Annotated in this window: 22 protein-coding genes; 5 read left to right on the top strand and 17 right to left on the bottom strand. The window is 69.3% G+C overall.

What is annotated here, in order from left to right; genetic code table 11:
- Nucleotides 1–11 precede the first annotated feature (11 nt).
- Nucleotides 12–491, top strand: a complete 480-nt coding sequence (locus ACW173_RS01860) for a Dps family protein (protein WP_354070010.1) — start codon at nt 12–14, stop codon at nt 489–491.
- A 17-nt stretch (nt 492–508) separates the two neighbouring features.
- Nucleotides 509–1,747 carry a cell wall hydrolase gene (locus ACW173_RS01855; protein ID WP_492083190.1) on the top strand — a complete coding sequence of 413 codons (1,239 nt, stop codon included), beginning with the start codon at nt 509–511 and terminating at the stop codon, nt 1,745–1,747.
- A gap of 134 nt (nt 1,748–1,881) precedes the next feature.
- Here the strand turns inward: ACW173_RS01855 and trxB are convergent, their stop codons facing one another.
- Nucleotides 1,882–2,889 (bottom strand): thioredoxin-disulfide reductase, encoded by a 1,008-nt coding sequence (trxB, locus tag ACW173_RS01850; protein WP_492083189.1) that lies wholly within the window; start codon nt 2,887–2,889, stop codon nt 1,882–1,884.
- Between the two features lie 72 nt (nt 2,890–2,961).
- Here trxB and ACW173_RS01845 point away from each other — a divergent pair, with 72 nt between their 5' ends.
- The gene (locus ACW173_RS01845) at nt 2,962–3,225 is read left to right on the top strand and encodes a hypothetical protein (RefSeq protein WP_492083188.1); all 264 of its coding nucleotides are present in this window, start codon (nt 2,962–2,964) and stop codon (nt 3,223–3,225) included.
- Nucleotides 3,226–3,284: 59 nt separating this feature from the next.
- The gene (pseI, locus tag ACW173_RS01840) at nt 3,285–4,337 is read left to right on the top strand and encodes a pseudaminic acid synthase (RefSeq protein WP_492083187.1); all 1,053 of its coding nucleotides are present in this window, start codon (nt 3,285–3,287) and stop codon (nt 4,335–4,337) included.
- A 15-nt stretch (nt 4,338–4,352) separates the two neighbouring features.
- Here the strand turns inward: pseI and ACW173_RS01835 are convergent, their stop codons facing one another.
- The 4 genes from ACW173_RS01835 to ACW173_RS01820 form a co-directional block, all read right to left on the bottom strand.
- Nucleotides 4,353–5,558 carry a DUF418 domain-containing protein gene (locus ACW173_RS01835; RefSeq protein ID WP_492083186.1) on the bottom strand — a complete coding sequence of 402 codons (1,206 nt, stop codon included), beginning with the start codon at nt 5,556–5,558 and terminating at the stop codon, nt 4,353–4,355.
- Nucleotides 5,558–6,754: a DUF418 domain-containing protein gene (locus ACW173_RS01830; protein WP_492083185.1), complete on the bottom strand. Its 1,197-nt coding sequence runs from the start codon at nt 6,752–6,754 to the stop codon at nt 5,558–5,560. Before ACW173_RS01830 ends, ACW173_RS01835 begins: the two co-directional genes overlap by 1 nt.
- A 63-nt stretch (nt 6,755–6,817) precedes the next feature.
- Nucleotides 6,818–7,678, bottom strand: coding sequence for an SDR family NAD(P)-dependent oxidoreductase (locus ACW173_RS01825; protein ID WP_492083184.1), 861 nt, complete (start codon nt 7,676–7,678; stop codon nt 6,818–6,820).
- Nucleotides 7,679–7,692: 14 nt separating this feature from the next.
- The gene (locus ACW173_RS01820; RefSeq protein ID WP_492083183.1) at nt 7,693–9,153 is read right to left on the bottom strand and encodes a LytTR family DNA-binding domain-containing protein; all 1,461 of its coding nucleotides are present in this window, start codon (nt 9,151–9,153) and stop codon (nt 7,693–7,695) included.
- Nucleotides 9,154–9,264: 111 nt separating this feature from the next.
- On the opposite strand from ACW173_RS01820, the gene ACW173_RS01815 reads away from it, so the two are divergent.
- Complete coding sequence (locus ACW173_RS01815) at nt 9,265–10,710, top strand: alpha/beta fold hydrolase (RefSeq protein ID WP_492083182.1); 1,446 nt, start codon at nt 9,265–9,267, stop codon at nt 10,708–10,710.
- Here the strand turns inward: ACW173_RS01815 and ACW173_RS01810 are convergent.
- The 12 genes from ACW173_RS01810 to ACW173_RS01755 form a co-directional block, all read right to left on the bottom strand.
- Nucleotides 10,697–11,410, bottom strand: a complete 714-nt coding sequence (locus ACW173_RS01810) for a WbqC family protein (RefSeq protein WP_492083181.1) — start codon at nt 11,408–11,410, stop codon at nt 10,697–10,699. The genes ACW173_RS01815 and ACW173_RS01810 overlap by 14 nt on opposite strands.
- Nucleotides 11,407–12,660, bottom strand: coding sequence for a flagellin modification protein FlmF (locus ACW173_RS01805; protein ID WP_492083180.1), 1,254 nt, complete (start codon nt 12,658–12,660; stop codon nt 11,407–11,409). The genes ACW173_RS01810 and ACW173_RS01805 overlap by 4 nt, the downstream gene beginning before the upstream one ends.
- Nucleotides 12,657–13,304, bottom strand: a complete 648-nt coding sequence (locus ACW173_RS01800) for a class I SAM-dependent methyltransferase (protein ID WP_492083179.1) — start codon at nt 13,302–13,304, stop codon at nt 12,657–12,659. Before ACW173_RS01800 ends, ACW173_RS01805 begins: the two co-directional genes overlap by 4 nt.
- Before the next feature lie 83 nt (nt 13,305–13,387).
- Nucleotides 13,388–14,386, bottom strand: coding sequence for a UDP-2,4-diacetamido-2,4,6-trideoxy-beta-L-altropyranose hydrolase (gene pseG, locus ACW173_RS01795; protein ID WP_492083178.1), 999 nt, complete (start codon nt 14,384–14,386; stop codon nt 13,388–13,390).
- Nucleotides 14,383–15,099 carry a cytidylyltransferase domain-containing protein gene (locus ACW173_RS01790; RefSeq protein WP_492085862.1) on the bottom strand — a complete coding sequence of 239 codons (717 nt, stop codon included), beginning with the start codon at nt 15,097–15,099 and terminating at the stop codon, nt 14,383–14,385. The genes pseG and ACW173_RS01790 overlap by 4 nt, the downstream gene beginning before the upstream one ends.
- Nucleotides 15,100–15,465: 366 nt before the next feature.
- Nucleotides 15,466–16,644 (bottom strand): mitochondrial fission ELM1 family protein, encoded by a 1,179-nt coding sequence (locus ACW173_RS01785; RefSeq protein WP_492083177.1) that lies wholly within the window; start codon nt 16,642–16,644, stop codon nt 15,466–15,468.
- Nucleotides 16,645–16,830: 186 nt separating this feature from the next.
- Complete coding sequence (gene greA / locus ACW173_RS01780) at nt 16,831–17,304, bottom strand: transcription elongation factor GreA (RefSeq protein WP_492083176.1); 474 nt, start codon at nt 17,302–17,304, stop codon at nt 16,831–16,833.
- Nucleotides 17,305–17,426: 122 nt separating this feature from the next.
- On the bottom strand, nt 17,427–19,031 hold the full coding sequence (locus tag ACW173_RS01775) for a methyl-accepting chemotaxis protein (RefSeq protein ID WP_492083175.1): 1,605 nt from the start codon (nt 19,029–19,031) through the stop codon (nt 17,427–17,429).
- Nucleotides 19,028–19,384 carry a hypothetical protein gene (locus ACW173_RS01770; protein ID WP_492083174.1) on the bottom strand — a complete coding sequence of 119 codons (357 nt, stop codon included), beginning with the start codon at nt 19,382–19,384 and terminating at the stop codon, nt 19,028–19,030. The genes ACW173_RS01775 and ACW173_RS01770 overlap by 4 nt, the downstream gene beginning before the upstream one ends.
- A 115-nt stretch (nt 19,385–19,499) precedes the next feature.
- On the bottom strand, nt 19,500–19,886 hold the full coding sequence (locus ACW173_RS01765) for a Dabb family protein (RefSeq protein WP_492083173.1): 387 nt from the start codon (nt 19,884–19,886) through the stop codon (nt 19,500–19,502).
- Nucleotides 19,887–19,972: 86 nt separating this feature from the next.
- Nucleotides 19,973–20,398: a VOC family protein gene (locus tag ACW173_RS01760; RefSeq protein ID WP_492083172.1), complete on the bottom strand. Its 426-nt coding sequence runs from the start codon at nt 20,396–20,398 to the stop codon at nt 19,973–19,975.
- A 76-nt stretch (nt 20,399–20,474) separates the two neighbouring features.
- Nucleotides 20,475–21,137: a glutathione S-transferase family protein gene (locus tag ACW173_RS01755; protein WP_492083171.1), complete on the bottom strand. Its 663-nt coding sequence runs from the start codon at nt 21,135–21,137 to the stop codon at nt 20,475–20,477.
- Between the last annotated feature and the right edge of the window lie 31 nt (nt 21,138–21,168).

Below are 21,168 nucleotides of genomic sequence, written 5' to 3'. Positions count from 1 at the left end.
GGAGATCATTGATGGCTGACGCTCTGAACACCGGACTGACCGCCAAGCAGCGGGCCGACATCGCCGCGTCCCTGAACAAGGTCTTGGCCGACAGCTATGCGCTCTATCTGAAGACGCACGGCTATCACTGGAATGTCCGCGGCCCCAACTTCCAGTCCCTGCACGTTCTGCTGGAAGGTCAGTACCAGGAAGAATGGGCCGCGCTGGACGACATCGCCGAACGTATTCGCGCTCTGGGCGAGTTGGCCCCGCAGGGCTACGCCGCCTTCGGCAACCTCTCCAGCATCAAGGACGGCAATCCCGAAAATGAGTGGGAGGCCATGCTGAGCGAGCTGAAGGCCGACAACGAGACGGTTATCCGCACCCTGCGTGACGCCTTCCCGGTCGCCGACGACGCCGGCGACGAAGCCACGGCCGACCTGCTGACCCAGCGGCTCCAGGCGCACGAGAAGCACGCCTGGATGATCCGCTCGACCCTCGGTAGCAAGTAGCCGATCCCGGGGGCAGGGTGGGGACCCTGAACATCGTCGTTTCCTGGAAGACCGCCGCGACCGTCCTGGTCGTCGGCGGTCTTTCCGCGTGCGCCACCACGACCTACTACGTTCCCGCCGGATCGGGGCGCGAGGCCGGCCTGATGCGCGTGACGCGCAGCTTCAGCGAGCGCGCCCTGCGCCACTATGTCGCGGATTTCGATCCCGCCATGCTGGCCCTGGCCAGGCGTCACGACCCGCGTCCGCACAAGGACTACTGGGGCCGCGTCGAGGGCTGGGAGGTGATCAATCTCAAGGACATCCCGCGCCTGGGCGACCGCGCGCCCGATTTCGACGAGGCGCGGATCATCAACGCCCTGCGCCCGACGGTCCCCGACGAGCTGGAGGCGGCCAAGCCGTTCGTGCTGACCGGCTCGGCCGACGCCCGCGCCAAGGCGCTAAACTGCCTGACCCAGGCGGTCTATTACGAGGCCGGCTTCGAGCCTGGCGAGGGCCAGATGGCGGTCGCCCAGACGGTGATCAACCGCATGCGTCATCCGGGCTACCCGAAGTCGATTTGCGGCGTGATCTACGAAGGCGCGGCGCGCACCACGGGCTGCCAGTTCAGCTTCGCCTGCGACGGCTCGCTGGCCCGCGTGCCGCCGCCCGCCCTGTGGGCCAACGCCCAGGCCGTGGCCAAGCGGGCGCTGAGCGGCTTCGTGTTCAAGCCGGTGGGCGTGGCGACCCACTACCACGCCGACTATGTCTCGCCGTACTGGGCCCCGACCCTGGTCAAGCTGAAGCAGTTCGGCCAGCACATCTTCTATCGCTGGACGGGGCCGGCCGGGATGCTGAAGGCCTTCAACGGCCGCTATTCCGGCAACGAGACCGTCAGCGCCGAGATCCTGATGGCCGCCGACCCTCGCACCCTGGAAGCCGCCCCGCCCGAGGTGCTGGCGGCCCAGAACGCCCCGGCGGTCGCCACCAGCGCGGCGGCCCGGATGCTGGGCGTCGACAACCTGGTCCTGCCCGAGGCCAAGCTGGTGGCGGTGCCGGACGCCAACTCGCCGACGGGCGAGCGCTTCACCATGGTGGGCACGGTCGCGGGCCGCCGGATCCCGACCCAGGAAGAGATCGCCCGGATCAACAAGGCGTTGGAAGCGGTCTCGGAACCGCCGCCGCCGGCCGTCGAGGCGCCGCCCGCGCCGCCGCCGCCGCCCCCTCCGCCGCCAAAGCCCAAGCCCCGGCCGCCGAGTTTGTTGAATCCGCTGAACTAGGGCGGCTGAAAAAATCTGCTCCCCGCCGGGGGAGCTGTCGCGGAGCGACTGAGGGAGCATCGCCCGGCCCAGGCCGAGCTGCCCCCTCCGGCCCTCTGGGCCACCTCCCCCGAAGGGGAGGAGAGAGGATCTATCTACCAGACGCCGATCTTGTTCGCTTCCGCGTGGCTGATCGGATGATGCGCCGCCTTGTGATCTTCCTCGGCCAGGAAGCGCACCGCCTCCAGCGCCGCCATGCACCCCATGCCGGCCGCCGTCACCGCCTGGCGATAGACGTCGTCGGTCACGTCGCCCGCCGCGTAGACACCCTCGATCGCGGTCGAGGCCGTGCCCGGCTTGACCTTCAGATAGCCGCCCGGACCGGTTTCCAGCTGGCCCTTGAACAGCTCCGACGACGGCGCGTGGCCGATGGCGATGAACACGCCGTCGGCGGCGAGCTCGGTCGTCTCGCCGGTCTTGACGTTCTTCAGGCGAGCGCCCGTCACGCCCATCGGGTCCGTCTGACCGGTGACCTCGTCGATGACGCTGTCCCAGACCACCTCGATCTTCGGATGGGCCAGCAGGCGTTCCTGCAGGATCTTCTCGGCCCGCAGCTCGTCCTTGCGGTGGACCAGGGTCACCTTGCTGGCGAAGCTGGTCAGGAACAGGGCCTCTTCCACGGCGGTGTTGCCGCCGCCGACCACGATCACGTCCTTGTTGCGATAGAAGAAGCCGTCGCAGGTGGCGCAGGCGCTGACGCCGAAGCCCTGGAACCTGGCTTCGCTGTCCAGGCCAAGCCACTTGGCCTGGGCGCCGGTGGCGATGATGATCGTCTCGGCGATCCAGTCCTGGCCGCTGTCGGTGGTCACCGTGAACGGACGCTTGGACAGGTCGACCGACAGCACGATGTCGTTGACCAGCTCGGTCCCGACATGCTCGGCCTGGGCGCGCATCTGGTCCATCAGCCAGGGACCCTGGATGACGTCGGCGAAGCCGGGATAGTTCTCGACATCGGTCGTGATGGTCAGCTGGCCACCGGGCTGGATGCCGGCGATCAGCACGGGCTTCAGCAGCGCGCGGGCGGCATAGATGGCGGCGGTGTAGCCGGCGGGACCCGAACCAATGATCAGGCAGCGGGTTTGGCGGGGAGCGGTCGTGGACATGGCCGCAGATATAGTGTCGATTCCGCCGCGAGGCGATGGGCTGAAACGCCCGGGGAGCGGGGAGATTTTCTGATGAAGGCCGGACTTCCGATCGGGCTGGGTGTGGGGATCGCCCTGGGCGTGGCCTTCGGGCTGGCGCTGAACAATCTCGCGCTGGGCATTAGCCTGGGCGTCGCTATCGGCGGCGGGCTGGGCGTGGCCTCGATGGGGCTCACCAGCGGCAAGAAGGCCAAGGACGGCGGCGACGGCGGTGTCTCCACCACCGACACCAGCGGTTCGTCGAGCTCGGACTGCGGCTCGGACGGCGGCGGCGGAAGCTGCGGCGGCGGCGATTGACGCCTCGTCCACCTTTTCAGGGTTAAGATGACGGCAACCACGTTTTCGGGTGATCCGTCATGTCCGCCCCATACATCGAAATCGCCGGTCGCAAGATCGGCCCCGAGCACTCGCCCTATGTGATCTGCGAGCTGTCCGGCAATCACAACGGCAGCCTCGAGCGGTGCCTGGCGATGGTCGACGCCGCCGCCGACACCGGCTGCGACGCCATCAAGATCCAGACCTACACCGCCGACACCATCACGCTGGATGTCGACCGACCCGAGTTCAAGATCCACGGCGGCCTGTGGGACGGGCGCACGCTGTATGAGCTCTACGAGGAAGCCCACACCCCGTTCGAGTGGCACGCGGCGATCTTCGAGCGCGCCCGCCAGCGCGGCGTGACCATCTTCTCCAGCCCGTTCGACGAGACCGCCGTCGACCTGCTCGACAGCCTGGGCGCCCCGGCCTTCAAGATCGCCTCGTTCGAGGCCGTGGACCTGCCGCTGATCAAGTACGCCGCGTCCAAGGGCAAGCCGCTGATCATCTCGACCGGCATGGCCAATCTGCAGGAGATGCAGACCGCGCTGGACACCGCGCGCGAGGCCGGCGCGCCGGGCGTGCTGCTGCTGCACTGCGTGTCGAGCTATCCCGCGACCTTCGCCGACGCCAATGTCCGGACGGTGCCGGACATGGCCGCCCGTTTCGGCTGCCCGATCGGCCTGTCGGACCACACGCCGGGCACGGCCGCCTCGGTGGCGGCGGTCTCGCTGGGCGCCTGCTGCGTCGAGAAGCACTTCACCCTGGCCCGCGCCGACGGCGGCCCGGACGCGGCCTTCAGCCTCGAGCCGCTCGAATTCAAAGCCCTGGTCGACGACACCAAGAACGCCTGGGCGTCGCTCGGCGCGGCCCACTACGACGTGCTGGGATCGGAGCAGGGCAGCTTGCTCTTCCGTCGCTCGCTGTACGTCACGTCGGACATCAAGGCTGGCGAGACGCTGTCTCGCGCCAACATCCGCTCGGTCCGCCCCGGCAACGGCCTGCCGCCCGGCGAGCTGGACAACGTGCTGGGCAAGGCTGCCACCCGCGACATCACGCGGGGCGAGCCGCTGGACTGGTCGATGGTGGGATAGTGGGATCCTCCCCCTCTAGAGGGAGGATCCACGCAGCGCCGTCCGTCCCCGGTAGGCCCAGCGCCACAGCCATTCCAGCGGGCCCATCGTGAACCGGGCCATCCACCAGTGGGACCACAGCACTTGGGCGATCCAGGTGGCGATGACGATCGCCGCCAGGGCGGGTCGGTCGAGTTCTCCGTAGAGGGCCGGCCCCCGGCCGCCGTAGAACAGCACCGTCATCACCACCGACTGGACGATGTAGTTGGTGAAGGCCATCTGGCCGGCGGGGGCGAGGGCGGCGGGGATGGCTTTCCAGGTCTTCGACTGGGCGGCCAGGACGAGCAAACCCGCATAGCCCAGGCCGATGACCGGCGCGGTGGCGCGCTGGATCCAGCGCGCCAGGTCGCGCAGGATCTCGGGATGGTCGGGCGCGGCGACGTACAGCGCCCAAGGCAGGGCGCCGATCAGCAGGGCGAACAGGCCCGCGGCGGCCAGGGCGCGGTAGATGGCGTTGCTCAGGCGGCCGCTCAGCACGCCCAGCTTGAAAAGACCCATGCCCATCAGCATCAGCGCCGCCACGGTCAGCGGCCAGTTCGACGGCCACTGCAGCCAGACATGGGTCAGCACCTCGCGATAGTCGGAAAGGTTCTGGATCTGGGACTGGGCGAGCGTGCCGCCATAACGGGCGGCGGCGATGGCTCCAATGGCCTGGGCGGCGCCGAGGTCGGGCGGCGGCGGCGCGGCCTGATGGACGGCGCCGGCCAGCAGCTTGAAGCCGGTGGCCAGCGACATGGAAAGGTCCAGAGCGATCCCCGCCGCCAGCAGCCGCCAGGCCGGCCAGCGCCTCGCCAGGGCCACGACCAGGCCGATCAGCGCGTAGTACGTCAGCACGTCGCCGTTCCACAGCAGCGCTCCGTGCAGGGCTCCGATGATCAGCAGGCTGAGCAGGCGCTTCAGCAGCGGCCCACTCTTGCCTTCGCCGCCGACCAGCAGGATCGAGGCGCCGAACAGCATCGAGAACAGGGTGTAGAACTTCTGCTGAAAGAACACCTGGGTGATCCACCAGACCGCCACCGAGGCCGGGGCCATGCCGTGGGGCCATTCGGTCAGGCTGGTGGCCACGGCGTGCGGCTCGGACGCCAGCGGGATGTTGCACAGCAGGATGCCCAGCACCGCCAGGCCGCGCAGGGCGTCGAGCAGGACGATGCGGTCCCCCTTGCTGGCATACACGTGCGCCATCAGGTCGCCCGTCGCAGCGGGGCGGGGCCGCGATAGGCCAGGCGCCACAGCCATTCCAGCGGCCCCATGGTGAACCGGTCCAGCCACCAGCGCGACCACAGGATCTGGGCGATCCAGATTCCGAGGACGATCCCCGCCAGGGCCGGGCGGTCCAGCTTGCCGTACAGCACCGGACCCCGGCCGCCATAGGACAGCACGGTCATGATCACCGACTGCATCAGATAGTTGGTGAAGGCCATCTGGCCGACCGGGGCCAGCACGGCCGGGATCGCCCGCCAGACCTGGTGGCGCAAGGCGAGCGCCAGCAGCGCCAGGTAGCCGAGGCTGACGGCCGGGGCGGTCAGGCCCTGCAGCCAGCGGGCCAGGACGCCCAGCATCATCGGCTTGGACGGCACGGCCAGATAGAGGCTCAAGGGCGCGGCGACCACGACCATGGCGGTCAGGCCGACGGCGACCAGGGCCTTGTGCGCGGTCGGTGACAGCTGACCCTTCAGCACCCCCAGCTTGAACAGGCCCATGCCCATCAGCATCAGGGCCAGCACGGTCATCGGCCATAGCGGCGGCCACGACCAGGACTGGGTCAGGAAGGTCCAGTAGTCATGGGCGTTCTGGCTGAACGCGCTCGCGAAGTCGCCGGAGAAGCGGGCGGTCTCGGCGGCCGATTCCTTGGCGATGCGGGCGGTCAGGTCCGGCGGGATCGGCTGGTCGAAGCGGGCCGCGCGGCTGAGCATGCGCCATAGCGTCCAGCCATACTCGATAAGGTGCAGCACGACGCCCACGGTCAGCAGCCACCGCGCCGACCAGCCTCGCGCCAGCAGCGCGACCAGACCGACCAGGGCGTAGAACGACAGTACGTCGCCCTGCCAGATGACCAGGCCATGGAACAGGCCGATGACCAGCAGGGCCAGCAGCCGCTTGGCGATCATCACCGTACGGTCTCGATCACCACCTTCACCGCCGATCAGCAGGATCGAAGCCCCGAACAGCATGCCAAACAGCGTGTAGAACTTCTGCTGGAAGAACACCTGGGTGACCCACCAGACCGCCAGGCTGGCCGGGGCCATGCCGTGCGGCCAGAACGGCACGCTCTCGGCCACGCTTTCAGGCTCGAAGGCCAGCGGGATGTTGCAGATCAGAATGCCCAGGATCGCCAGGCCCCGCAGGGAGTCCAGCAGGACGATACGATCTTTCGGCATCTGATTCCCCGTAGGCCCACGCGGCGATGCTGGACGCGCGCAGGTTGAATTACAATCCTAAATCTATGCTTCCGGCAGCAGGCCAAGGCGCTGACCCACGATCCTGTCCAGCGTCCGCTTGGGCAGGATCTCGGTCATCAGCACCTGCATCGGCGAAGGCGAGACGACGTAGCGGACCTTGGGCTTGTTCGCCGTCAGCGCCGTGGCGATGACCTGGCCGATCTTCTCCGGCGGCAGGCCGGCCTGGCCGATCCGCAGCATGTAGGCGCGCATGCGGTCCAGCGCCTTGATGTAGGGGGTGTTGGCGTAGCGGCTGGTGTCGATCTGGTCGGCCTTGTCCCAGATCGGCGTGGCCACCGCGCCTGGAGCGACCACCACCACGTCCACTCCGAACGGCAGGAGCTCGCGGCGCAGGGACTCCGACAGGCCCTCCAACCCGAACTTGGTGGTGCAGTACGGCGCCATGAACGGATTGCCGTTGCGGCCGCCGACTGAAGAGATGTTGACGATCCGGCCGGGGGTGGCGACCGGTGCGCCACCGGCGCCGAGCAGCGGCGCGAAGGCCTGGGTGGCGATGACCACGCCGGTCAGATTGACCTCCAGCTGCTGGCGCCAGTCGTCCAGCGACAGATAGAGCAGCGGCCCGGCCACGGCGATGCCAGCGTTGTTGACGAGGCCCGCTAGAGTCTGGCCGCCCAGCGCCGCCTCGACCTGCCGCGCGCCCGCGCGGACAGCGGCCTCGTCGGTGACGTCGAAGAGCAGCGGCGTGAACGCTTCGCCGAACTCGGCCTTGAGCCGCTCGGCGTCGGCTTGCTTGCGCACGCTGCCGAAGACGTGGAAGCCCTGGCCGACCAGCACCTTGACCGCGCCCCAGCCGATGCCGGTCGACACGCCGGTGACCACCACGGATTTGCTCTGCGCCATGTGTCGCCCTCCCGCTAGACGGGGGAGGATGGGGCAAGTGAACGCTGTTCGCCAGAGGGCGGCGGCGCGTCGAGGGCCTCGCGCAGCGCGGGCTGGCGGGAGCGGCTGACCGGCAGGGGCGGGCCTTCGCGCAGGTGTAGCCGCCAGCGGTCGCCGTCGCGTTCCAGGCGCCGCGCATGGGCCAGGTTGGCGATCACCGAGCGGTGGACGCGCAGGAAGTTCGGCGGCAGCTGGGTCGCCAGCCCATCCAGTCGGGCGGCGTGCAGCAGGCTGCGACCGCCGACCATCCGCAGCTCGGCGTAGTCGTCGGCCCCGACCACGGCCAGGATCTCGGCGATCGGGGCCAGCTCGACCCCGCGCGCCGAGGCCACGGTCAGGCGGTCGGGCAGGCTGGCGGCGCGGGTCAGGGCGGCCTCGCGGCCCCGGTCGTCGCGGGAGAGCCGCACCACCTCGACCATCAGCAGCGGCAGCACCAATCCGGCGGCCAGCAGGAAGTAGGACAGGTCGGCCAGCCATTCGGGAAAACCCAGGGCCAGGGTGAGGAACAGCGCCAGCCAGGCCAGGGTCGGCCGCGCGCCGGGAAGGCGCCGGCGCACGCCGACCGCGGCGGGCGCGGCGGCGATCGCGGCGCCCAGGATCAGCGCCCAGACCGTCTTGATGTCGAAGCCCGGCAGCAGGACCGTGGCCCCGACCAAGCCGAGAGCCAGGCCGATGATCAGACCGCGCGCCTTGGGCAGGAACCGGCTGGCGACATAGGCCGCCAGCAGCACGGCGAAGACGGCCGCCAGTCCCCAGATGGCGCTCATCCGCCAGGCGTGCAGGGGATAAGGATAGGAGAACAGCGCCCGCAGGCTCTCGACGATGGCCTGCAGGGCCGCGACCCCGGCCATGGCGGCCAGGACCAGACTGGACCCGGTGCGGCGCATGGCGTGGATGACGCCGAACCCGAACGCCGCCGCCAGCAGCGCGCCGGCCGCCACGAAGGTCAGGGCCAGCAGCGCGGTGCGTTGCGGATAGGGATGGGGCAGGACGACCATGGCGTTCATCGGGCGGGCGAAGCGCGGGCCGCCATGGAAGGACGACAGGCGCAGCACCAGCGTATTCTCGGCCTTCCGCCAGGCGGTCTCGCGGATCGGATAGGTCGCCAGGTACCGCCCGGGGACCTCCTCCCGCGCCGTCGTTCCGGGGCGGCCGTTGACGCCCAGGCGCTGTCCGTTGAGCCAGGCCTCGGACGAGGCGACGCCGGCCAGATAGAGGGCGCGCGGACCGGTGTCCTTCGGCGCGGCGATCGTGGAACGCAGCCACAGCTCACGCCCCTGGGGATCGATGTCGGCCTCCCGAACCGGATGGCAGTCGCTCAGCACCGGGCCGGCCGGACCGGCCGCGCCATGACAGATCTGCCATGAGGCTTCTTCAGCTCGGGCCAGGGTCGTGAAGCCAGCGAGAAGCAGGCCGAGAAGCAGGGTTCGCCACATGGCGTCACTGTAAGGCGCCGCTCGCCGAGATGCGCCGCCATTCACCGACCAAACGGCGCCATTGGCCGAAGCGGCGTAGCGGACGGCGTCCGGGACGGATCAGCTGGCCGCATGACCCAGACATCGCTCAACCGCCGCGCCCTGCTCGCCGCCGCTGGCCTCGCCCTCCCGACCCTGGCGCTGGCCCAAGCTCTCCCATCGACCCAGGCTGGTCCTTTCCGCTTCAAGGGCTGGCGCGGCCAGGAGGTCGACGCCGAACGCGGCTTCTTCGAGGTCCCGGAGGATCGCCGCATTCCCGGCTCGCGGAAGATCCGGCTGGGCTATGCGCGGTTCGCCTCGACGGCGGCCAAGCCGGGGCCGCCGATCGTCTACCTGGCCGGCGGGCCGGGCGGCGAGGGCACGGGGGCGGCCACCGGGCCGCGCTTCCCGATCTTCATGGCCCTGCGCGCCGTTGCCGATGTCATCGCCTTCGACCAGCGGGGCACGGGCCTGTCGACCAGCATCCCCGAGCGGCCGGCCTCGACGCGTCCGCCGCCGGTGTTCACCGAGGCGGGGCTGACGGCCTATTTCCGGAGCGAGTTCCAGAGCGCCTGGGTCGACTGGACCCGGGCCGGCGTGGCCATGACCGGTTACAACACCGAGCAGAGCGCCGACGACATCGACGACCTGCGCCGTCACCTGGGCGCGGAGACAATCAGCCTGTGGGGCACCAGCTACGGCTCTCACCTGGCGCTGAGCGTGCTCAAGCGGCACGGCGACCGGGTCAGCCGGGTGGCCCTGTCCAGCCTGGAGGGCCAGGACCAGACGGTGAAGCGGCCGGCGCGGGTCGACGAACTGCTGCGCCAGGTCGACGCCCTGCTGGGCGCGGACCCGGCCGCCCGCGCGGCGATCCCGGACCTCTCGGCCCTGATGCGCCGGGTGCATGCGCGGTTGGAGGCCCAACCCGCTCTGACCAAGGTCAAGCTGAATGGCGCGCCGGGCGAAATCCTGATGGGCGGCTTCGGTGTCCAGATGCTGGCGGGCGGGCTGATCGCCAACCCCCACACCCTGGCCATGCTGCCGACCCTGTACCTGGCGCTGGACGCCGGCAATACCGACGTGCTGGCGCCGTTCCTGGGCGATGTCGCCGACCTGCTGAGCTTCCGGGGCATGCCCGAGGCCACGGACCTGGCGTCCGGGATCTCGCCGGCCAAACTGGCCCTGGTGCGGCGCGAGGCCAAGACCGCCGTTGTGGGCTCGGCGCTGAATTTCCCGATGCCGCAGCTGCTCGGCGCGGTCCCCGGAGTCGACCTGGGCGAGACGTTCCGGACGCCGCTGCGCATCGAGCAGCCCGCCTTGCTGGTCGCCGGCTCGCTGGACGGCCGGACGCCGCTGGCCGAGCAGGACGAGGTGGCCGCCCAGTTCCAGCACAAGTCGCGGGTGCTGGTCGAGAACGCCGGCCACAACGTCTTCGAGGCCCATCCCGACGTGCAGGGCATGCTGGTGAAGTTCTTCGCGGGCGAGGCCGTGGCGGATGCGCGGCTGAGCCTGCCGCCGCCGAAGTTCAAGCTGGCTTAAGCACCAGCCCCTTCATCCCATTCCAGCCGATGTTCATCAGCGCGTCGACGAAGCTCATGTACGGGGTGAAGGGGCGTGGCCCTTGCGGGTACTCCTCCAGCCGGAAGGCCTGGAAGCGCGCGGGGAAGCCGGCGTCGGTGAAGACTCCGTCCTCTTCCATGTAGTCGGCCGAACCCATCGGCGAGACATACGCTTCGGCCTCGACGGCGCGGCACAGGTTCAGCAGATGCTCGGACCGCGCGCCGTCGGCGTTCAGGGTCGAGGCGCGGACGAACCGGGTGTGGATGTCCAGCTTCGCGGCCGCCGCCACGGCCGTCCCGCAGGTCAGGTCGGCCAGCTTGCCGTCCCGCTCTCGAGCCAGCTGTTCGGAGACGAAGGCCCAGCCTTCCTCGAAGAACGGTCGCTTGCCATAGGCGTGGCGCATGGCGGCCAGGTGCTTGTCGCGCCAGGGCTGGCTGTCGTCGATCTCGATGGCGTGGATGGGGGTGTCGCGATCGTGCTTCTTGACGGGCACGGTCAGCATCAGCTCGCCCTGGGCGGTCAGGATGCGGTTGCGCGACTGCCAGGAGCGGCGGGCGAACTGCACGTCATCGAGGAAGACGAAGACGTAGCTCGCCGCCATCAATTGGAAATAACCGAGATAGGGCAGGTAGGTCGGCTGCATGATCGCCGCCGCCCGGAGCAGGTGGTGCGCGTTCATACCGCCTGAGCCAAGGCCGGCGCTGTCTCGCGCGCCGTCGCCAGCGCCGCGTTGACCTCGGCCAGCTTGGCGGCCTTGGCGTAGGGTTCCCAGGCGCCGGGGATGAAACGGCCGCCGAAGCGCTCGGTCAGCTTGCCGCGCAGGGCGACCAGGCCCTGGATGGCGTCCAGCGAGTGATAGATCCAGCGCGGCTGGGCGTCGCTGTGGACCAGGGCCCCCAGCTTCAGCGCGCCGAAGCCCGACAGCAGGGTGCGCAGCTCGGTCGGCAGGGTCTTGAGATCGGCCTCGCGGACGCACTCGGCGACCACCAGCTTTTGGCCGTTGCTCTCGTACAGATAGGCCCGGAACACCGCGCCCTGGGCGGTGAAGTTCTGGACGTAGACCGGGCAAGGGCCGTCGAAGTCCTCGACCGCGTAGACGTGGGTGAAGAAGCTCTTCTTCACGAGCGCGGGCGTTGAAAGACCCATCGGCTTGAACAGCGGCGTCGGGTTGGCGGCCCAGACGATGGTCTCGTCGGGATCGTCCTGGCTCATCAGCTGGCGCGGTGGGACCAGGCAGTTCAGCTCGACCTTCACGCCCAGCCTGGTCAGGGCGCCTTGCAGGCCGTCGAACAGCTTGGAGAAGCCGCCGGCCGGCAGGGTCGCGGTGACGTTGGCGGTGCGGCCCGACAGGCCGCGCGGAATGGCGTACAGCTCGTCCGTCCACGGATCGGTCGTCTTGGCGCTGGCCAGGGCGGTCAGGTCGGCGGCGGCCGGGAACACGCGGTTGATAGCCAGTGGAATGGCGGCGTCGCCGTGAACGACGGCCGGATCGGCGTCGAGGTGCCAGCGGACATAGGCTTCCAGCTCGGCGGCGATCTGGGGCGGATAGGCGGCCAAGCGCGCGGCCAGGCTGTTGTCGGCCGGCTTGGCGACCTTGCCCGCGAGGCAGTCGATGGCCGGTCCGCCGAAGTCCCAGGTGAAGACGCGGTGGCCGTCGGCGCCGGTGCTCAACGAGCCAAAGCGGTTGTCGACGGTCTCGAACCGGGCGCCGTGGGCGGTCAGGGTCTCGACGATTGGATCCTGCTCGCCGCCGAAATAGATGCAGCCGTCGCGCATCTCGGCGCCGTGAATGAGCTTGGGCCGGGCGACGCCGCCCAGGGCCTCGAAACGCTCCTGGATGGTGATATCGCGCCAGCCCAGACGATGGGCCTCGAAGGCGGCCAGGATGCCGGTCAGGCCGCCGCCGACGATGCGGATCCTTGAACTCATGCGACCGCTCCCCAGACCACGAGGTCGCTGTTGGGCGCGACTCGGACACCGTCCTGGATGTTGTCGAACGAGACCTTCAGGGCCGTGGGCTCGACAAGGCCCAGTTCCTCGACCAGGCGACCCACCAGGCCGTCCTCGGTGTAGAACAGGTTGAACAGGCCGGCCTCGCCGGTTTCTTGTGTGGCCAGGCGCCAGCCGTTCGGCTCCTCCTCCACGCCCCTGCCGCAACGATAGTCATCGGTCAGGCGGGTGCGGACGAAGACCTCGGCGTTCGGAGCCAGCAGCGCGCGGACGGCGGTCAGCACGGCCTTGGCCTGGGCGTCGTTCAGGTAGCAGAGCAGATTGGGGATCAGCAGCACGTCGATCGGCGTGGTCCCCAAGTCCGGCAAGCCCTTGGAGAGGTCGGCCTCGATCAGGGTGATGTCGTCACCCAGGTTCCAGCGGCAATCGGCCAGGGCGGCGGCCGAGTAGTCGACGTTGGTCAGGTCCCAGCCATAGGTCGCGTAGAGCGACAGATTGTTGCCCGTGCCGCCGCCCAGCTCGACGACCCGGCCGGTCTCGCGGTGCAGGCCGCGCTTGAAGAAATGCCGGACGACGAACTCGTCCGGAAACTTAAGACCGCGGATGTCGGGCAGGGCGCGCATGGTGCCGGTAGAATCCGGCCGAAGCAGCGAATACTTTGTTAACGATGATTATCGATTGGCGGCCAAGTTGTCGCAGGGGGCGCTCAGGCGAGGCTCAGAAACGCTTCCGCCACCCGATCCGCGCCCCTGCCGTCGCACACCCTGGCGCTGGCGGCCGACAGGGCCGCGCGGCGGTCGGCGCCGACCAACAGCCTTTCGACTTCGCGGACGAACGCCATCTCGAAGTCCGCCGAACCGACATCCAGGCAAGGTGTCACGCCGGCTGCTTCCAGCGCGCGAGCGGCCGCGATCTGGTTGTCGGCCAGGATCAGGGTGAGAGCGGGCAAGGCCAGGACGCAGCGCTCCCAGGTCGTCGAGCCGCCGGCCCCGATGGCCAGGTCGGCGTCGAACACCAACTGCGGCATGTGCTTGGTGTCGACGTGCAGCTCCAGGCGCGGATCGTCGGCCGCCAGGGCCCACAGGTCGGGCAGGCTGGGCGCGCCGCCGCCCAGGACGAGGTCCAGTTTCGCTTCGCCCAGGATCGGCTGCAGCAGCCGCGTGACCCGGCCGGTGATTCCACCCACGTCGGTCAGGCCCAGCGAGACCAGGATCCTCTCGACCGGCCCCCGCTCGGCGCGCCGCGCCAGGGCGTCCTCGCGCAGGTCCGCGAAGGCGGGACGAACCGGGGCGTAGCTGGGGCCGAGCAGCAGCTTGGCGTCCGGCGGGACGAGGTCGGCATAGTCCTCGGCCCGCCGCGCCGGGCCGGCGTCCAGCACCAGGTCCGCCGCCAATGATCGGTCGGCCAGGTCGTCGATGACCAGGGTCGAACGGCCCTTGGCGACCGCGCGGTGGTCGTCGGCGGAGAGGGCGTAGCTGTCGAACACCACGGCGTCGAAGCTTTCGTCGGTGTCCGCGCGGGCCATGTCCGGGGCGAAGGCGTCCAGCACGTGGGCCACCTCGGGGCTGATCCGGAACGCGCACGTCGCACCGCGCGCTTCGAGCGCCCGCGCCAGGGTCAGGGAGCGCATCACATGTCCGCCGCCCACGCTGGGCCCGGCCGCGCAGACGAACAGGATTTTCTTCTTTGCTTTAGGGGGGGTCATACCCGCGGATCGCCGCCGTAGTCCGCCAGGTCCGGGCGGCTCTTCACGAAGGCCCGCACGTCGTCCGAGGTGAAGGCGCGGTTCTTTTCGTAGAGGGCGTCATAGACCGCCGCCACGAAGGCGTAGTCGTCGGGCCGGTCGACGGTCCAGCGCACCGCGCCCTGGTCGGGGAAGCACGGCAGCCAGGCGCAGGTCCAGCGGTCGGGGTTGTTCCACAGGTCCCAGGTGACGTGCTCGAAGGCTTCTTTCGTGGTCGCCTCGGCGGCCGCGCGGCGCAGGGCGGCCGCGGTCATCACCTCGACATCGGTGCCCTTGGGGTGGGCGTGGCCCTCGGGAGTGTTGCTGACATAGTCGGCGCCCTTGGACAGGCACAGCGCTATGGTGGCGTCGATCAGGTCGGGATCGGCCAGCGGGCAGTCGGCGGTCAGGCGCACGACGTGGTCGGCCGGATGGGCGTCCAGCGCGCCGATGAACCGCTGCTGGACATTGTCCAGCGAGCCCCGAAACACCGCGACGCCCTCGCGGCGCACGGCGGCCTCGATGGCGTCGTCCTCGGGACGGTCGGAGGTGGCCACGACCAGCTTGTCGATATGGCGCGCGCGGGCCACGCGCTCGATCTGCCGCACGATCATCGGCTGGCGCACGATCGGCATCAGCACCTTGCCCGGCAACCGGGTGGAGCTCATGCGGGCTTGGAGAATGGCGAGGATCAGCGGCGGTCGCTTCGCATCGAGAGCCAGAACACCACGCACGTGGCGGCGGCGAAGGCCAGGCCCATAAGGGCAAACTGAACGAGAGGGTCCATACTAGTCCTCCACTTGCCTCAAAATGTAGTGGAGAAGGGCCCGCAGGGCAACGACCGCGGCTCCCACGGTGACGACAGCGAGCAGGCTGAGGTGGCCGGCCATCAGCGGTTGAAGTCCCGCCGAAATGAATAGAGCCACCAATATCGCGTTGCGGGCGGTCGCGGCCGCCTTGCGCCGCTCATCGCGGGCCGCCTTGCCAATCGGGATAGGCGTTCCGCGCTCAACCATATCGCGAACGTAACGCGAACATTCGCGCGCTCGCAACGAGAAAAATCAGGCTTTCGGCTTGGTCATGCGGGGCTTTCGCGGCTTCGGCGCGGGCGTCTCGGCCGAAGCATCCACGACCGCTTCCACCGTCTTCGCCCGAGGCTTCCGCTTCGGTTTCGGAACCTCTTCGACCGGCGCTTCGACCACCGGCTCGGGGATCTCCACCCCTAGCCGCGCCAGCACTTCGCGCGCCGCGCGGTCGGTCTCGTCGACCGGCGTGTAGGTCCAGCCGTGGAAGGCCCCGCCGTACGGCCGGGCCGCGCCCATGCTCTCCAACTCCTCGTGGAACAGGCGGAACTTCAGGCTGTGGCCGTCCAGCTTGAGCACGAACACCGGCTTGCCGGTCGAGGCCGCCTCGGTGGCCATGTTGGTCGAGTCCTCGGTGACGAGGATGTAGTCGGCCGCGGCCAGGAAGGCGAAATAGGGGTTCGGGCCTTCACCAGACTTAGCCCCATTTGGCCAAACCATGCCCGGCAGGTGGCGCAGCCGCGCGGCCATCAGGGCGCGGGCCGGCTCGGGCGTGCGGCGCGAGAAGGTCATCAGCAAGGACCCGCCGTCCTGCTCCAGCGGAATCTGGATCGCGTGGGCGATCTGGGCCGCCCGCTCGCTGGAGAGGTCGAAGGCCTTGGACTTGCCGCCGACCAGTACCGCCACGCGTGGGCGGGGCAGGGGATCGATGATCTCGGCGAAGGCGGCGTATTCAGCCTCCAGCCGTTTGGGGGTCACCCGATGCGGCGAGCCGGTGATCGGCAGCACGTTGTCGCCGGTCAGCCGATCATGCTTGGGCGGGATGACCAGGTCGAACATGTGGGCCGGCACGCGAGGGTCCTGGATCTGGACCACATAGGTCTTGCCGCCCGACCAGCGCTTGGCGCGGATCGACAGGGGCAGGGTGGCGCGACCAGCGGCGACCCAGACGTCGGGCCACGCGTTCTCGGCGCCCTCCCGGCGGGGATCCTTGCCCGCGGGGATTCCGCTCTCCGGGGTCAGCCAGCGCTTGGGCAGCAGGTTCAGCCACCAGGGCAGGCGGCCGATGCGGCCCTTCCAGCCCACACGCTTGACCGTCACCTCGCAGGGGACCAGGTGGGCGAGCGCCTCCGACAGGCCCACCACCTGGGCCTCGATGCCGGCGCGACCGTCGGAAACGGCCCACACCTTGAGCGGAAGTTTCGGCGCTTCGGCCAAGTCTCGACCCCGCATACGCAAACGAAACAAGGCCGCTCCACGAGCGCGATAGCCGAAAGTGGCGGCCGGTTTCGGCGGCCATCGCGCTCTCGCCTAATAGCACTCGGGCCTGCCATACGGCAGGCCCGTGGGGGCGGCCCTGTTCCATTGAACTCGTAATATGGCGCAGCTGCGGCGGCGGACCGCCTACAGCCACTCCACCTTGGTGATCTCGTAGGCCTTGGTGCCGCCGGGGGTGTTGACCTCGACGACCTCGCCGACTTCCTTGCCGATCATCGCGCGCGACAATGGCGAGGAGACGGAGATGCGGCCCGACTTCACGTCGGCCTCATGCTCGCCCACGATCTGGTAGCGGGCCTCGTCCTCGGTGTCCTCGTCGATCACCGACACGGTCGCCCCGAACTTGATCTGCTTGCCCGACAGTTTCGACACGTCGATCACCTGGGCGCGGGCGATCTTGTCCTCGATCTCGGCGATCTGGCCTTCGATCCAGCCCTGACGCTCCTTGGCGGCATGGTACTCGGCGTTCTCCGATAGGTCGCCGTGCGAGCGCGCCTCGGCGATCGCCGCGATCACCGACGGACGCTCGATGGTCTTCAAACGCTTCAGTTCTTCGTCGAGGGTTTGATACCCCACGACGGTCATCGGCACTTTTTCCATTGCGGATTTTAGCTCGGACGCCTTGAGAGGAAAGACTTCGGTCGCGGGCGCTCACAACCGGGGGCTGGGAGGATAGGCGCCCCGTTCTGGATACGCAAGGGGTCGAGCTGGACCTTACGGGATCAGGCCCGGCGACGGACCGGCTGCGCAACCTCGCCGCTCGGCAACTCGAACTGGCCCACCAGGTCGGCCAGCAGGGCGGCGTCGGCGTTCAGGGTCTGGGTGGCGACCGAGGTCTGCTCGACCATGCCGGCGTTCTCCTGCAGCACCTGATCCATCTGGTTGACGGCGCTGTTCACCTGGCTCAGGCCGTGAGCCTGGCTTTGGGCCGAGCTGGCGATCTCGGAGACGAGAGCGTCGATCTCGGCGATCTGGTTGACGATCTTCTCGAGGGCCTCCCCGGTGCGGCCGACCAAGCTGACGCCGGCGTCGACCTGCTGGGTCGAGGCGGTGATCAGGGCCTTGATCTCCTTGGCGGCCTCGGCCGAACGCTGGGCCAGGGCCCGGACTTCCTGGGCGACGACCGCGAAGCCCTTGCCGCTGTCGCCGGCGCGGGCGGCTTCCACGCCAGCGTTCAGGGCCAGGAGGTTGGTCTGGAAGGCGATCTCGTCGATGACCGAGATGATGTTGGTGATCTCCTGCGAGGAGCCCTCGATGGCGGTCATGGCGGCGACCGCCTGCTGCACCACCTCGCCCGAGCGGCGGACATCGTCGCGGGTGCGGGCCACCACGTCGGCGGCCCTCTTGGCGCCGGAGGCCGTCTGACCGACCGTGGCGGTGATCTCGTCCATGGCCGCGGCGGTCTCTTCCAGGTTGGCGGCCTGGCGTTCGGTGCGGCGCGCCAGGTTGACCGAGGCGTCGGCGATCTGGTCGGAGCCGGCGCGGACGCCGTCGACGCGGCCCTCGATCACGGCCAGGGCGTCGGCGAGTTTCGTGGCGGCGGTGTTGTAGTCGGCGCGCAGGGCCTCGTAGGCTTCGGCGAAGCGCTGGTCCAGGCGCGTGGTCAGGTCGCCGCGCGCCATGTGCGACAGGGCCTGGCCGATCGCGGCCATCGCGGCGTCGCGCTGGGCCTCGGCGCGCTCGCGGGCGGCGGTGTTGACGGCGCGGCTCTGCTCCTCGGAACGGCGGGCCTCCTCGGCCGCGTCATTGGCGGCGCGGGCCTCGCCGACGGCGTCCTCGGCCTTGGCGCGGGCCCTGGAAGCCACCGCGAACATCGAGTTGACGCTGGCGGTGACGGCGATCAGGGCGCCAGCCTCGACGATCAGGATAACGGCGTGAATGATGACGCGACCCAGGCTCGCCGAGCCTGGGAAAACGGCGCTGGGCAGCAGATAGGACAGGCCCAGGTGGTGCACGGCGACCGTCGCGGCGGCGGCGGCGATGACCACCCAGTCGCAATAGACGACCAGCAGCGCCAGGGCGGCGAAATAGGCCATGTGCATGTCGGCCTGCCATTCGTGGCCGCCGAGGGCGGCGACCAGCAGCGAGACCTGCGCCATCAAGGCTACGCCGACCAGCGAGCGGCCGCCCGTGGTCTCGCCCCCGAAGCGCCAGGCCAGGGTCGCGCCCGCCGCCGTCAGCGCCGAAGCGACAGCCAGGCCCACGACCGGTTCGTGCACCGCCAGGCGCGCGGCCAGCACCACCGGGATCATCGCCCAGGCCAGGACGACGATCAGTTTGCCGCCGAGCGCGCGTTGGGCGTCGAGGTTCGAGAATGAGAGCTTCATGGACGGGCGGGCTCCAGGTTCGGACGCGCGCAGGCGCCGGCGAGGGCGGGATCGAGCAGCATCAGCGCGCCGGCGTCGCGGGCGCGTCGCGAAAGGTCGGCCGGATCGCCACGCAGGATCACGATGAACGATGCGCCGCCGGCCCCGGCGATGTCGCCGGCCGATCCGGCCGCGCCGATGACCTGGGCGGAGCTCCACCACGGCGGAAACACCGCCGCGACCCGTCCCGGCGACCGGGGCTGGGCGTCGACGGCCACGGCCGCGAACAGGCTGAGGAAGACGCTCAGGATCGCAAGGGCGACCGGACCCGCGACGGCGGCGAAACGGCGCGACGCTGGGGGCGGGGTCGTCAAGGCGGCGGTCTCCTGCGCGCCCTCGGGACAAGGTTTGAGCGCACGCCATCCATGCCGGGACGTGGTTTGCGAAGCCTTAACTTCGCCTTTCGGCGACACTTGGCCGCAGCGCTGGCTAGGGCGCGATGGAGTCGTACACCACGACCTTGGCCCACAGATGCCCGCAGTCCTTCACGAACTTCAGATGCTGGGGGTGGTCCTGGTACAGCTTCTGGTCCGCCACGCTGTTGAAGACCATCAGCTCCGAGACGTCATAGCTGTTGTCCACGACCTCGCGCTTCTCGGTCGAGGCCGGGACCCCGATGTGCAGCTGCTGGACGACCTCGATGGCCTTGAGGGTTCGCAGGCCGGCGATCAGCTTGTCGCGATCGGCCTTGGCGCCCGGGGTCTTCAGCCAGAAGAAGACGTGATGAATCAACGGGGCGCTCGGGGTTTGCGCGGCCACCGCGGGAGACGCGATCGCCACCAGACCGGCGGACATCAGGACGCGGCGATCGAGCATGAGAAGGATCCCTGGCAAAGCGCCGACGGCGCCCGTCCAGGGCTACCGTCGGCGCGTCGCGATCACAACCGTCGGAGGGTCGTAGATCAGTCTTGCTTGGGCACGGTGTTGATCATCCACGGGATGCCGAACTTGTCGGTCAGGCTGCCGTATCCGGGCGACCAGAAGGTCGCGGCGAAGTCCATGCCGACCTTGCCGCCTTCCTTGAGGGCGTCGAACACCCGCTTGGCCTCGGTCGGGTCGTCGGTGTGGTAGGTGACGTCGAAGCCGTTCTTGGGCTTGTCGATGTTGGGAGCGAACTCGGCCGGCATGTCGGCGCCCATGATCGACTGGTCGCCGACGTCCAGCCAGGCGTGCATCAGCCAGTCCTTGTACTGAGGGTCGACCGGCATGTCGGCCGGGCCCTCGCCGTACGGAAAGGCGGCGGTGACCTTGCCGCCCAGCACCTCGGCGTAGAAGTCGAACGCTTGGCGGCACTCGCCCTTGAAGCTCAGGCTGGTGACGATCTTCATGCGGTGTTCCTCCTGTTGGGTTTCCGCGACGTTAGCGCGGGCGCGTGACGGTTTCTGGCAGCAGCGACGGGCCCCTTTAGGCGTAGTCGTAAGGCCCGCCGCGCTCGAGCGCGCGCTGGTAGGCGGGACGGCCGTGAATCTTGTCCAGGAAGGCCTTCACGTGCGGCCGCGATCCCGCCCCGGCCCGCGCGGCGCCGGCTTCCAGGGGGAAGCTCATCATGATGTCGGCGCCGGTCAGCTCGCCGCCGGCGAACCAGGGCGACTTGGAAAGCTCGGCCTCCCAGTAGTCGATGTGCGACTTCAGCTGTGGGTCGACAAAGCTGGTCTGGGCCTTGCCGGCGATGGCCTTGACCAGACCTTTCAACAGGCCCGGCGCGCGGGCCGGCAGGGCGGTGAAGACCAGCTTCAGGAGCAGCGGCGTCATGGCCGAGCCCTCGGCGTAGTGCAGCCAGTAGGCATGGCGCAGGCGCTCTGGCGTGCCGGGCGCGGGGATCAGCCGGCCCTGGCCGTAGGTCTCCAGGATGTACTCCACGATCGCGCCGGTCTCGGCGATGACCTTGTCGCCGTCGGTGATGACCGGCGACTTGCCCAGGGGATGGATGGCCTTCAGCTCGGACGGCGCCAGCATGGTGGCGCCGTCGCGCTGGTAGCGCTTGATCTCGTAGGGCAGGCCCAACTCCTCCAGCAGCCAGAGTACGCGCTGGCTGCGCGAATTGTTGAGGTGATGGACCACGATCATTCGGCGTTCTCCCGATACGGATGCCTTGCCC

It is taken from the genome of Caulobacter sp. ALps2, assembly GCF_058681635.1.
Note: the sequence above shows the minus strand (reverse complement) of the source record. Positions and strands in the feature narration are given on the sequence as shown.

Excerpts from the sequence above, each read along its gene's own strand:
- ACW173_RS01825 (WP_492083184.1), bottom strand. The coding sequence starts at position 7,678 with ATGGCGCAGAGCAAATCCGTGGTGGTCACCGGCGTGTCGACCGGCATC.
- ACW173_RS01805 (WP_492083180.1), bottom strand. The coding sequence starts at position 12,660 with ATGAGTTCAAGGATCCGCATCGTCGGCGGCGGCCTGACCGGCATCCTG.
- ACW173_RS01760 (WP_492083172.1), bottom strand. The coding sequence starts at position 20,398 with ATGAAGATCGTCACCAGCCTGAGCTTCAAGGGCGAGTGCCGCCAAGCG.
- ACW173_RS01830 (WP_492083185.1), bottom strand. The coding sequence starts at position 6,754 with ATGCCGAAAGATCGTATCGTCCTGCTGGACTCCCTGCGGGGCCTGGCG.
- ACW173_RS01860 (WP_354070010.1), top strand. The coding sequence starts at position 12 with ATGGCTGACGCTCTGAACACCGGACTGACCGCCAAGCAGCGGGCCGAC.
- ACW173_RS01775 (WP_492083175.1), bottom strand. The coding sequence starts at position 19,031 with ATGAAGCTCTCATTCTCGAACCTCGACGCCCAACGCGCGCTCGGCGGC.
- ACW173_RS01755 (WP_492083171.1), bottom strand. The coding sequence starts at position 21,137 with ATGATCGTGGTCCATCACCTCAACAATTCGCGCAGCCAGCGCGTACTC.
- trxB (WP_492083189.1), bottom strand. The coding sequence starts at position 2,889 with ATGTCCACGACCGCTCCCCGCCAAACCCGCTGCCTGATCATTGGTTCG.
- greA (WP_492083176.1), bottom strand. The coding sequence starts at position 17,304 with ATGGAAAAAGTGCCGATGACCGTCGTGGGGTATCAAACCCTCGACGAA.
- ACW173_RS01810 (WP_492083181.1), bottom strand. The coding sequence starts at position 11,410 with ATGAACGCGCACCACCTGCTCCGGGCGGCGGCGATCATGCAGCCGACC.
- ACW173_RS01835 (WP_492083186.1), bottom strand. The coding sequence starts at position 5,558 with ATGGCGCACGTGTATGCCAGCAAGGGGGACCGCATCGTCCTGCTCGAC.
- ACW173_RS01845 (WP_492083188.1), top strand. The coding sequence starts at position 2,962 with ATGAAGGCCGGACTTCCGATCGGGCTGGGTGTGGGGATCGCCCTGGGC.
- ACW173_RS01820 (WP_492083183.1), bottom strand. The coding sequence starts at position 9,153 with ATGTGGCGAACCCTGCTTCTCGGCCTGCTTCTCGCTGGCTTCACGACC.
- pseI (WP_492083187.1), top strand. The coding sequence starts at position 3,285 with ATGTCCGCCCCATACATCGAAATCGCCGGTCGCAAGATCGGCCCCGAG.
- ACW173_RS01815 (WP_492083182.1), top strand. The coding sequence starts at position 9,265 with ATGACCCAGACATCGCTCAACCGCCGCGCCCTGCTCGCCGCCGCTGGC.
- ACW173_RS01765 (WP_492083173.1), bottom strand. The coding sequence starts at position 19,886 with ATGCTCGATCGCCGCGTCCTGATGTCCGCCGGTCTGGTGGCGATCGCG.
- pseG (WP_492083178.1), bottom strand. The coding sequence starts at position 14,386 with ATGACCCCCCCTAAAGCAAAGAAGAAAATCCTGTTCGTCTGCGCGGCC.
- ACW173_RS01800 (WP_492083179.1), bottom strand. The coding sequence starts at position 13,304 with ATGCGCGCCCTGCCCGACATCCGCGGTCTTAAGTTTCCGGACGAGTTC.